12 protein-coding genes are annotated in these 11,482 nt (G+C 65.1%); 5 read left to right on the top strand and 7 right to left on the bottom strand.

Annotated features, from left to right (window positions below):
* Positions 1 to 2 precede the first annotated feature (2 nt).
* From AC3FOF_RS32150 to AC3FOF_RS32175, 6 genes are read right to left on the bottom strand one after another with little or no spacing between them, the layout of a single operon-like run.
* Positions 3 to 830, bottom strand: a complete 828-nt coding sequence (locus AC3FOF_RS32150; protein ID WP_488728895.1) for an enoyl-CoA hydratase/isomerase family protein — start codon at positions 828 to 830, stop codon at positions 3 to 5.
* Entirely contained in the window at positions 823 to 1,572 is a 750-nt protein-coding gene (locus AC3FOF_RS32155) for an SDR family NAD(P)-dependent oxidoreductase (protein WP_488728896.1), read from the bottom strand. Before AC3FOF_RS32155 ends, AC3FOF_RS32150 begins: the two co-directional genes overlap by 8 nt.
* Positions 1,573 to 1,596: 24 nt before the next feature.
* Positions 1,597 to 2,478, bottom strand: a complete 882-nt coding sequence (locus AC3FOF_RS32160) for a MaoC/PaaZ C-terminal domain-containing protein (protein WP_488728897.1) — start codon at positions 2,476 to 2,478, stop codon at positions 1,597 to 1,599.
* A gap of 14 nt (positions 2,479 to 2,492) precedes the next feature.
* The gene (locus AC3FOF_RS32165) at positions 2,493 to 3,653 is read right to left on the bottom strand and encodes an acyl-CoA dehydrogenase family protein (protein ID WP_488728898.1); all 1,161 of its coding nucleotides are present in this window, start codon (positions 3,651 to 3,653) and stop codon (positions 2,493 to 2,495) included.
* Complete coding sequence (locus tag AC3FOF_RS32170) at positions 3,650 to 5,791, bottom strand: acetate--CoA ligase family protein (RefSeq protein WP_488728899.1); 2,142 nt, start codon at positions 5,789 to 5,791, stop codon at positions 3,650 to 3,652. The genes AC3FOF_RS32165 and AC3FOF_RS32170 overlap by 4 nt, the downstream gene beginning before the upstream one ends.
* A gap of 39 nt (positions 5,792 to 5,830) precedes the next feature.
* Entirely contained in the window at positions 5,831 to 6,817 is a 987-nt protein-coding gene (locus AC3FOF_RS32175; protein WP_488728900.1) for a Bug family tripartite tricarboxylate transporter substrate binding protein, read from the bottom strand.
* A 138-nt stretch (positions 6,818 to 6,955) separates the two neighbouring features.
* On the opposite strand from AC3FOF_RS32175, the gene AC3FOF_RS32180 reads away from it, so the two are divergent.
* The 5 genes from AC3FOF_RS32180 (at position 6,956) to AC3FOF_RS32200 (ending at position 10,199) form a co-directional block, all read left to right on the top strand.
* Positions 6,956 to 7,879, top strand: coding sequence for a LysR family transcriptional regulator (locus AC3FOF_RS32180; protein ID WP_488728901.1), 924 nt, complete (start codon positions 6,956 to 6,958; stop codon positions 7,877 to 7,879).
* 184 nt (positions 7,880 to 8,063) lie between these two features.
* A complete protein-coding gene (locus tag AC3FOF_RS32185; protein ID WP_488728902.1) occupies positions 8,064 to 8,369 on the top strand; it encodes a hypothetical protein in 306 nt (101 codons plus the stop codon).
* 91 nt (positions 8,370 to 8,460) lie between these two features.
* Positions 8,461 to 9,369, top strand: coding sequence for a tyrosine-type recombinase/integrase (locus tag AC3FOF_RS32190; RefSeq protein ID WP_488728903.1), 909 nt, complete (start codon positions 8,461 to 8,463; stop codon positions 9,367 to 9,369).
* A gap of 143 nt (positions 9,370 to 9,512) precedes the next feature.
* The gene (locus AC3FOF_RS32195; protein ID WP_488728904.1) at positions 9,513 to 9,944 is read left to right on the top strand and encodes an HU family DNA-binding protein; all 432 of its coding nucleotides are present in this window, start codon (positions 9,513 to 9,515) and stop codon (positions 9,942 to 9,944) included.
* Between the two features lie 45 nt (positions 9,945 to 9,989).
* Positions 9,990 to 10,199: a hypothetical protein gene (locus AC3FOF_RS32200; protein WP_488728905.1), complete on the top strand. Its 210-nt coding sequence runs from the start codon at positions 9,990 to 9,992 to the stop codon at positions 10,197 to 10,199.
* Between the two features lie 90 nt (positions 10,200 to 10,289).
* On the opposite strand, the gene rhmD is transcribed toward AC3FOF_RS32200, so the two are convergent.
* A complete protein-coding gene (gene rhmD / locus AC3FOF_RS32205; RefSeq protein WP_488728906.1) occupies positions 10,290 to 11,477 on the bottom strand; it encodes an L-rhamnonate dehydratase in 1,188 nt (395 codons plus the stop codon).
* Between the last annotated feature and the right edge of the window lie 5 nt (positions 11,478 to 11,482).

The raw sequence follows: 11,482 nt of genomic DNA on the forward strand, positions 1-11,482 counted from the left end.
CGTCAGTCCTTTGAATCTGTATGTAATGCGTTGGGAAAGCTCGGCGTTTCCTTGGCCAGGAAGGCGCGCACGCCCTCTTTCGATTCGGCCGAGGTAAAGACACATTCGGACAGCGGCAATGCGGCGGCAATGGCCACGTCTTCCGTGGCGTCGAAAGCCAGGTCAATGGCCCGCTTGCACAGCGCCAGCGCCAGTGGCGGGCGCTGTGCAAGCGTGGCGGCGAGGGCCAGCGCGGCATCGAGCGCCGTGCCCTGGGACACCACACGGTTGACCAAGCCCCAGGCCAGCGCGGTGACGGCGTCGATGGGCTCGCCAAGGAACATCATTTCCTTGGCATGGCCCTCGCCCACGCGGCGCGTCACCCGCACCGGGCCGCCGCTGCCAGGGAACACGCCGAGCTTGATTTCCGGCAGCGCGAAGCGGGCACGCTCGTCGGCCACGATCAGGTCGCAGCACACCGCAATCTCCAGCCCGCCGCCAAAGGCCAGCCCGTTGATCGCCGCGACTGTGGGCTTGGGGAAGTCGTCAAGTCGGGCGAACACCCGGTGCTGCAGTTCCAGCTTCTCGGGGCCGATGCGACCAGGCTGCATCAGCGGCTGAAACTCGGCGATGTCCGAGCCCGCGCAGAACGCGCGCTCGCCGGCGCCGGTGACCACCACCGCACGCACCGAGGCATTGGCCGCTAGCGCATCGAGCGCGCGGCCCAGCGCCTCGGTCAGGCCGCGGAACACAACGTTGAGCGGTGGGTTGTCCAGCGTGAGTACGGCCACGCCGCTGTACTCGCCGCCAAGCACGTTGCAACGCACCGGGCCGGATGTGATCTCACCCATAGCGGCCGCCCGTCACGTGGAGTACTTCACCCGTAATGAAACCCGCGCGCTCCGAGGCCAAGAAGGCCACCGCGTCAGCAATGTCAGTCGGCTTGCCCACGCGCTTGATCGGCTGCATGGCCACGGCGCGCTCCTTGATGTTTTCGTAGGTCGCCAGCGCTTGCACCATCTCGGTTTCCATGAAGCCGGGCGCCACGCAGTTCACCGTGACGCCGTAGCGCCCTTCCTCGATCGCCAGTGCCTTGGCCATGCCGATCAGGCCGGCTTTGGCGGCCGAGTAGTTCGCCTGGGTGGGGTTACCAAAATGCGCGCGCGAACTGATGTTGATGACCCGGCCCCAGCCCTGCTCGATGAACTTCGGCATCACGGCCTTGGTGGCGAGGAAGGCGCCCTTGAGCATGACCTCCATCACCAGGTCCCAGTCGTCCTCGCTCATCTTCACGAGGTACTTGTCGCGCGGGAAGCCGGCGTTGTTGACCAGGATATGGATGCCGCCGAAATGAGCCACCGTTTCGTCCACCAGCCGCTGCACCTCCGCACCTTTGGTGATGTCCGCGATGATGCAATGCGCCTGCAGGCCATCGGCGCGCAGCGCGGCAGCGGTGGCCTCGGCCTGTTCGGACAGGATGTCGGTGATGACGACCCTCGCACCCTCCTCCGCCAGCCGCCGCGCGGTGGCCGCGCCCAGGCCACGGGCCGAGCCGGTGACGATGGCAACTTTGCCGTTGATCTGCAAATCCATGGAAATCTCCTTCGTTGATTCGAATCAGGCGAGCTCGACGCGGCCCGCATCGAGCACGACGACACCGCGCTCCAGCGCCGTGGTGCGCAGCGACACCACGCCGCCATCGCGCCACAACGCGGTACGCAAGGTTTCGCCCGGCAGCACCGGCGCGGTGAAGCGCACCCGCATGCCGCACACGGCGCTGGCGTCGTACGCCAGCAGCGCCTTCAGCACCGCGTGCATGGCCACACCCATGGTGGCCAAGCCGTGTAGGATGGGGCGCGGGAAACCCGCGGCCCGCGCCACTGCCGGATCGGCATGCAGCGGGTTCAGGTCGCCATTGAGACGGTAGAGCAACGCGGCCTGCGGCAGCGTGGGCAGATCGCACACTGCGTCGGGCGCGCGGTCGGGCACGGCATGCTGCGCGGCCAGGGGCTGGCCATGCGATGCGCCATGGACGGCACCGAAGCCGCCATCGGCGCGCAGCATGCTGGTCTGGGTGACGGTGGCGATCAGGTCGCCACTCGCGGCATCCATCACGCGCCGCTCCTGCAGCATGAGCGCGCCCTTCTCAGCGCCCTTGTCGTGCAGGCCCACCACGCGGTTGACGCCGACGATGCGGCCCTCGGCGGGCACTGGCCGGTACAGCACGATGGTCTGTTCCGCATGGACGAGCTTGCGCCAGGCGATGCCGGTGTCGGGCTGGTCGGCCCAGAAGCCGGTGTAGCCCAGCACATTGGCCAACGTGGGCAGCGCCTGCAGGCCGCCGCGCGCGCGCTCGTACACGTAGCGCAGCTGGCCCGCGTCCAACGGGTCAGCGCCGAGGCCGCAGCCCAGCGCATAACACATGCTGTCGTGCGCCGCGTAGACGTGTTCGACCGGGGAGAAGGGGCGGTTCAGCAAGTGCCGGGGGTCGATAGGCATACGGCGTTACTCCATCAGCCTTGCGCCGCGCGCACCATATTGCGCGCGATGACGACCTGCTGGATCTGGCTCGTGCCCTCGAAGATGCGGAACAGCCGCACATCGCGGTAGAAGCGCTCGATACCGCTGTCGGCCACATAACCTGCGCCGCCAAAGATCTGCACCGCGCGGTCGGCCACGCGGCCACACATCTCGGAAGCAAACAGCTTGCAGCAGGCCGCCTCGGTGGCCACATTCTGACCTTCGTCGCGCAGGCGCGCCGTGTCCAGCAACATGCTGCGCGCGGCGTAGAGCTCGGTCTGGCTGTCGGCGAGCATTGCCTGCACCAGCTGGAACTCGGCGATCGGCTGGCCAAACTGCCGGCGCTCCATCGCGTAGCGCAGTGCATCGGCGAGCATGCGTTCGGCCGCGCCCACGCAGACCGCAGCGATGTGGATGCGGCCCTTGTCCAGCACCTTCATCGCGGTGCGGAAGCCTTGGCCGGTGTTGGTCGCGCCTCCGATGATGCGGCTGGCCGGCACACGCACCTTGTCAAAGATCACGTCGCAGGTGTGCGAACCTTTCTGACCCATCTTGCGGTCGCGCTTGCCAAAGGAAATGCCCGGCGTGCCCGCGTCAATGATGAAGGCGGTGATGCCACCCGCCCCCTGGATAGCAGGGTCAGTGCGCGCCATCACGGTGAAGATGCCGGCATAGGGCGCGTTGGTGATGTAGCGCTTGGTTCCGTCAATGACGTAGTGGTCGCCATCCCGGCGGGCGGTGGTGCGCAGCGAGGCGGCGTCGGAGCCGGCTTCGGGCTCGGTCAGTGCAAAGCTGGCCAGAATCTCGCCGGTGGCCAGGCGCGGCAGGAACTCCTGCTTCTGCGCCTCGGTGCCGTCCATCAGGATCCCCTGCGAACCAATGCCAATGGTGGTGCCGATCAGCGAGCGGAAGGCAGGTGAGGTCTGGCACAGCTCGATGGCGGCCAGCACCTCTTCTTCGGTGGTCAGGCCCAGGCCGCCGTAGTCCTCGGGGATGGTCATGCCGCACAAGCCCAGGTCTTTCATGCCCTGCACGATATGCGTCGGGATCTCGTCGGTCTCGTCGACCTGCTTTTCGGCAGGCACCAGCACCTCGCGCACGAAGCGGCGGATGCTGCCGAGCAGCGCTTGCAGCGTATCGGCGTCGCGGATCATGCTGCATCCTCTTCAGACTGCTCGAGAAGGGGTGCAGCGGCGGCCGGCAGCAGTTCTATCACCGCGTCAGCCGCGTAAGCCCCCTGACCTGCGGGCAGGGCGAACACCGGGTTCAGGTCGATGGATTGCAGGCGCCCGCCGGCCTGGTGCGCAAACACCGACAGACGCGAGAGCATCGCCGCGAGAGCCTTCACGTCCACCGGCGGCTTGCCGCGCGCGCCCAGCAGCAGCGGCGCGCCCTTGATGGAGCGAATCATCCGTTCGGCCACGTCCTCGCCGAACGGGCATTGCTGCAGCACCACGTCCTTCATCACCTCGACGAAGATGCCACCCAGGCCGAACATGGCCATCGGCCCGAACACTGGGTCCCGCTGGATGCCCAGGATGCACTCCACGCCGCCGGAGAGCTGCTTGGCGACCAGTACGCCTTCGATGCGCGCGCCAGGTGCGGCCTTTTGGCCGCGTTCGACCAGCGTGGCGAAGCCCGCGCGCACCGCATCCACGTCACCCACGTTCAGCAGCACGCCGCCGATCTCGGACTTGTGCAGGATGTCCGGCGAGAGGATCTTCATCACGACGGGATAGCCCAGTTCCCGCGCCGCGGCCACCGCCGCATCGGCCGTGGCGCACGAACGCTCCGGCGCGACCGCGATCCCGGCTTCGGCGAGCACGCGCTTGGCCTCAGCCTCGCTGGGGGTTTCAGCCGGTAGCGCGACCTGCTGCACCACGGGCACGGGCTGGCCCGGCCGGCGCGCGAAGGCCTGGCCAAAGCGACCCATGGCCTCAATCGCGACCACGGCGCGTGCCGGATCTTCGAATACGGTGAAGCCGTCGGCTTCGTATTGCTGCACCCGTTCCTTCGAGGCCAGAATGGACAAAACGAACAGCCGGTCGGGGTGTTTGTCGCGCACCGCTTTCAGCTGCGCGCGCAGGCCTTCGGCAATGGACGCCGCACCCACGGTGTAGGTGAAGAAACCGAGAATTGACTGGTAGCCGCCCTCCTCCACCACGGCCTCGGCAAAGCGACCTGCGATGCTGAGATCGTTCATGAACTGCGCCGTGCAGTCCACCGGATTGCGCGGCGCGGCGAAGGGGATCAATTCCTTCAAGTGATCCTGGGCGGCGGCAGGCATCTCGGGCATGGGCAAGCCGACGGCTTCCGCGGCGTCGGAGACGATCACACCCGCGCCGCCGCTCACGGTGATCACGCCCAGCGAGTTGTTCACCGGGTAGATGCGCCGCGTGGCCAAGCGCGCCACGTCGAGCATGTGCTCGGTGGAACGCGCGCGCACCACGCCGTGGTCGGCGAGCACAGCGTCCGTGACGGCGTCGTTGCCGGCGATCGACGCCGTATGCGACTGCGCCGCCGCACAGCCCACGGCACTCGTGCCGACCTTCATCATCACCACCGGCTTGCGTGCCCGGCGCGCGGCCTCCAGCGCGGCCAGCAGGCCCGCGCCGTCGCGGATGCCTTCGGAGTAGACAGTGATCACGTCGGTGTCGCCATCGTCGACGAATGCCTGCACCAGGTCGCCCAGCGTGATGTCGCTTTCATTGCCGCTCATCACGCAGGAAGACACGCCGATGCCAAACTCGCGCGCGATACCGAGGATGTGGCTGCCGTAGGCGCCGGACTGGCTTGCGATACCCACACGCCCAGGCTGCGGGAACCCCATTTCCACCACCGAGGTGAAGCTGCCGTAGAAGCCGATGCGCGGATTCAGTACGCCCAGCGAGTTCGGTCCGAGCAGGCGGATGCCACTGGCGCGCGCCGCCGCCACCATCTGCTGCTCCAGCCGCGCGCCCTCCTCACCCATCTCCGCAAAACCGGCGGAGAAGACGATGGCCGCCGGCGTGCCGCGCGCGCCCAGATCGGCCACCACCTGCGGGGCGAGCCACGCGGCCACAGCGACGATGGCGACATCTGGCGTCTCGGGCAGCGCCGCTACGCTGGCGAAGGCGGGCCGGCCCTGGATCTGCTGCCGGTTGGGGTTCACCGGCAGCAGCCGGCCCTGGTAGCCCTGGGCCAGCATGTAGGAGATGGGCCGCCCGCCGATACGTAGCGCGTCGTCGGACGCACCGATCACGGCGACGGAACGGGGATGCAGCAGGCGGCTGAGCGCGTCGTTCGCAGGCATGAACAAGACCTTCTTCGTGGGGTTGGATTGCGTGGTGGCTTACTCGGCTTTGGCGCCGGAGCTCTTGACCACCCTGGCCCAGCGGTCGATGTCGGAGACGATGCGCTGGCCGAACTGCTCGGGAGTGGACCATGCGGGCTCGTAGCCCTGCACGGACAGACGCTCCTTGAAGTCGGCGCTCTCGAGCTCTCGCTTGATCTCGGCGTTGAGCTTGGCGATCACATCCTTGGGTGTGGCGGCCGGGGCCATCAGTCCGTTCCATACCGCCAATTCGAAGCCCGGCAGGCCGGATTCAGCCACCGTGGGTACGTCGGGCATCGCGGGCGAGCGCTTGGCGCCAGTCTGCGCAATGGCCTTAAGCTTGCCGCCCTTCACCTGAGGGGCGGCAGAGAACATCATGTCCATCACTACCTGCGAATTGCCGGCGATCACGTCCATCATGGCCGGCGCACTACCATTGAACGGAATGTGCGTCATCTTGATGCCTGCGCGCTCGCTCAGGTACTCCGTGCCCAGATGCGTGGACGAGCCGTTGCCGGCCGAGGCGAAGTTCAGCTCGCCCGGCTTGGCCTTGGCGCGTGCGATCAGGTCCTTGAGATTGTTGATGCCCAGCTTCGGGTTCACCATCAGCAGCGCCGGTCCACTGGTCAGCGACGTGATGGGCACAAGATCGGTTCGGATGTCGTAGCGCAGGTGCTTGTACAGCGACGGGTGGATCGTGTGCCCCATGGTCACGAGGAGCAGCGTATAGCCGTCGGCTGGTGCGCGCGCCACGAACTCTGCGCCCAGATTGCCCGAAGCACCGGCTTTGTTCTCTACGATGAAGGGCTGGCCCAGCCGGTCGCTCAGGCGCTGTGCGAGCACGCGCGCCACACTGTCGTTGGTGCCGCCCGGCGGATAGGGTACGACGATCTTGACGGTCTTGGATGGGTAGGCAGCCTGTGCCTGGGCGGCGTTCGGGATTGCTGCGACCGCCAGCAGGCCCAAGCAGGTTGTTGCCAACGCGCGGCGTAGGACGATGTTCATGCTTTGTCTCCTATTGGAATGGCTGCCCACTGAACCTCCGTCCTGTGGCGCCGACCGTTTTTGAACCCCAATCGTAAGAAGATTGGTATATTCAATCCAATACTTTTGATGCACTCTCCCATATATGGGGTATATAGGATGGAGCTTAGACAACTGCGTCAATTCGTTGTGCTGGCCGAAGAACTCAGCTTCAGCGCTGCCGCGCAGCGCCTGTTCATGGCTCAGCCGGCGCTATCGGTAGCGATCCGCAAGTTGGAAGAAGAGATCGAAACGCCACTCTTTCTGCGCGGCTCCCGCGGCGTGCGGCTCACGCCAGCTGGGGAAGCCGCACTCGAAGCCACCCGGCGTTGCCTTGACTCAGCCGGAGGAATCAAGGAGGCCGCGCGCTTGGCTGCGGCCGGCGAGCTGGGCACACTGCGAATCGGCTTCAGTGGTTCGGTGACATTGCGTCTGCTGCCTGGTCTCGTTCAGACCTTCAGCCGACGGTATCCAGACGTGAAACTGGAATTGCGGGAAGGCACCAACCTCGAATTGCTCACATTGGTGGAAGCAGGAACGCTGGATCTTGGCTTTGTTCGCGTTCCTGCCAGCCGACCGCCCGACTTGCGCTTCCAGTTGGTCGAGGAAGACTGCCTGTGCCTCGCCCTGCCCCGCAGCCATGCCCTCGCCAAGAAGGCCTCCATCCCTCTGGCTGCGCTGGAAGGGCAGCCCTTCATTGGCTACGCGCCTTCCCCCGTAGGTGGCTTACACTCGGCGGTAAATTTGGTGCTGCAACGCGCGGGCGTTGCGCCACGCATCACCCAGGAAGCCGTACAGGTGCAGACCGCATTGGGACTCGTGGCCAGCGGACTGGGCGTGGCCATGGTGCCCGCCGCCAATACGCCCTACCAGCGCTCCTCAGGCGCTGTGTTTCGTCCTATCGCCGATCTACCGGCGGATGCCCGCATAGGCATCGCCCTTGCGCACCACAGCCGCAATGACAGCCCGGTCATGCGGCGGTTTCTTGAGATATCTGCCATGCGGGCCAACGTGGAACCAAGGCGCAAAACTGGAGTGGCATAGCGGTGACGCTATTTCACCGAACCGCGCGAATCAAACGCCTCCGGCCCATGCCAGAGGATGCGGGAGCCAGTCGCTACGCGGCAGCCCACGAACGGAGACTGGAGGTGGCATCGGCTTGCAGCGGTCTCATCGCGGGCGATACTTGGAGATGTCAGTCAAACAGCCGACTGAGGAGATCCCCGAGGTGACAAACACGAAGTCCTTGCAGCTTCAGGCCAACGCCCTCGCCACCACGCTGGACGGCACACCCGGTTCCCTCTTGGCACTCGCGCATGCGGGCTACCGCCAATGGACAAAGGCCCGACACCTGAATTTCCCGCCCGCGCGGCGCGACGAGTTGCTGCGAGAGATCCTGCATTTCTGCGCAGATACGCATCTGCTCGAGTGCCCGCCCGAAGACGGGTGCCGTCCACAGGCGATAGCGGACATGCTGGACGCCCGCTATCCGCGCTACGCACGGCACAGGGTGTCGACGCACCGCATGCGATGAGTTTTCACCCCCCTCCTTCCTGGGAGCCAATGCCGCCTCGCAGAGGCGGTAAGGTGTCGGGCAGCCTGGTTTTCAGTATATAAATACTGGCATGGACAGATTTGACCGCCTCTGGCTAACCAATCCCACTCTTGCCTATGCAGACTGGCAAGCCCGCGAGGCCGCCGGCGCGGACCGGCGCCCGTTCTCCGCGCGGTCCATCGTCCAGCACGAGGCGATGTTCGAACGCTTCCGACGGCACCTGCTGGCGGTCGGAGTCACCCTGGCCACCTTCGGCTCCGACCACATCGATGCCTTCTGGCAAGCGCCGGAGGCCGAAGGCTACACCGCTGCGACCCGCATGCGATACCTGAAGCTGCTCGACAGGCTGTGCCGCCACCTGGTGGCCATCGGCGTGCGACAAAGCAACCCTGCCGAGAAATTGGTACGGGACGGCCAGTGGCCACAAGACGATCCTCTGCCGATCTTCCTTCCTGAAGACGCCGATGCCCAGCTGCAGGCCCATGTGCAGCCGCATGCCGGCGACGACCTGCCAACGCTGCGAAGCCGCGCCATCGTCGCCTTGTTTCTCGGCACCGGCGTCACGGTTGCAGAGGGCCGAGCTGCCGAGGTGGCCGACCTGCAGCCCGCGGCCGCGCCGCCCTATCTGCATGTTCCCGCGCACGGCGCGCGTGATGCCCGCACCGTGCATCTGGACGCGTTCGCCGTGCCCATCCTTTCGGCCTGGCTCGTACGCCGCGCCACCCTACCGATCGCCAGCGATCTCTTGTTCTCGCTCAAGGCCAGCGGCACGCCGATCACGGAGATGAGCCTGGGCAAGATCGTGCGCGCCGCGCTGGAAACCATCGCTTTCGAGGCGGACGACATGAGCCCCCGAATCCTGCGCAATACATTCTGCCGGCGCCAGCTGCTCGCTGGCCGCTCGAGCGAGGACGTCAGCAAGTTGATGGGCTTGGTCAGCTCAAGGACCTGCGACCGAATTGCCGCCACGATCGAATAGGCGTCGGCGCATGATCGAACCTGCAGCAGTGTTGAAAACACGACGGTGGATCACAGTTTGCCTGGATTTTGCTATCCTCCACTCAGCGCCAATGCCGCCGGCACGCTGGCGCCTCACTTAATCGACAACGAGTACCCGTCCATATGGCAACCAAGACTAAACCTGTCGCGAAGAACGCCACGCCAGTGGCCAAAAAAGTAGCACCGGCCAAGAAGGCGGCACCGGCCAAGAAGACCGCAGCAGCAGCTGCACCCGTCGCCAAACCACTGGCGGAGAAGTTCAACAAGTCCAGCCTGCTCGCCCACTTGGTCGCAAAGACCGAGCTGGACGTCAAGACCGTGAAGACCGTGTTGGCTCATCTGGAAAACACAGTCCTGAGCGCCGTGCACAAGAAGGGCGCAGGCGAGTTCACCCTTCCCGGCCTGTTCAAGGTGGTGGCCACCCAAGTGCCAGCAACCAAGAAGCGTTTCGGCAAGAACCCATTCACCGGTGTCGACCAGTGGTTTGCAGCCAAGCCGGCGACTGTGAAGGTAAAGGTCCGACCGCTGAAGAAACTGAAGGACGCGGCCCTGTAGGCGCATCAGACCTCCCGGACGAAGGCAGGCTATCTCCTCGAGGAGTTGGACATCGTCGACATAGATAGCCTGGTTTCCCAGTGTCCCGCTGATGCCGTCGGGAATCTGTGGCGAATCGAGTTCGATCTCGCCTCACCTCCGGCCTGGCGCGTGTTCGCGCAGTTCACAGCAAGGAGCTACCACGACCCCGAAGCAAGTGCCCGGCCCGCGCAGTTCCACGTCCAGACGCGCGCGCTGGACGGAACCGCCCTGTAGCCTGACCTATTCGGAAGAACTGGCATGAGCTGCCGCATCGAGTATGCACATCGCACCTTCAGAGCCGACGGTAGCGAGTTCGGATGAGTCTCAGCGCCCGAAGGGCCGATGCAAATGCAGCTCAGGGTTGAGGCGCACGCCGAAGCCGGGCGCATCCAGTGCAGAGGCCTTCATGCGCCCGTTCACCGGCACTGGTTCGTCAAGCAATTGCGGATGGAACATCGGTACGATCTCGTCCGCGCCCGGCGACATGTTCAGGAATTCAGCAAACGGACTGTTGTGCCGCGTGATGACGAAGTGATAGCTGTAGACCGACGACCCGTGCGGGACAACCAGCTTTCCGTGCGCATCGGCCAAAGCCGTGATCTTTATCAGCTCAGTAATGCCGCCGCACCAGCCGACATCCGGTTGCAGGATGTCGCAGCATTCCATTTCCAGCAACATGCGAAAGCCCCAGCGCGTAGCCTCATGTTCCCCGGTGCTCACGAGCATGCCGCGCGGTACATTGCGGCGTAGCTCGGCATAGCCCCAGTAATCGTCGGGCGGCAAGGCCTCCTCGATCCACTTCATCCCGAACTCGTTGTAGGCGGACTGAGCGAGACGGGTAGCATAGTCGACATCCAGGCTCATCCAGCAGTCGTACATCAGCCAGAAATCCGGACCGCATTTTTCGCGCATGTCAGCGAGCAACTCCAGATTCTTCCTCAGGCCCTCCTTGCCTTCCGCAGGGCCGTGGTGCAACGGCATCTTGCCGCCGATGAAGCCTTGCTGTTTGGCGAAGTCGGGCCGCGCGCCAGTCATATAGAACTGAAGTTCATCACGCACCGGACCGCCAAGCAGCGCGTGAACAGGCTCCTTGCGGACCTTGGCCAACAGGTCCCACAGCGCCAAGTCCACACCCGAGATGGCGTTGAGGACGATGCCCTTGCGTCCGTAGTAAAGTGTTGCGTTGAACATCTGGTCCCAGATTTTCTCGATGTCCGTCACCTTCTGGCCCTCGATGAAGCGGGCGAGGTGGTTCTCGACAATCCAGCAGCCGAGGTCGCCGCCTGTCGTGACAGCAAAGCCCACGGTTCCATCGCTCGCTTCGAGCTCCACCACCAGCGTGCCAAGCACGTTGAGGCCGAAGCTCCGGCGGCTCTGCCGGTACTCGGGGTACTTGGACATTGGCGTGGCAATGTGATCGTCGATCCAGTGACCGTCACCTTGGTCGTGATAGTCGGCGCCAGCGCCGCGCAGGGTGAAAGCGCGAACGTGCTTGATGGTAGGCATGGACATTTGGG

This window comes from Cupriavidus sp. 96C5-1, from assembly GCF_057798855.1.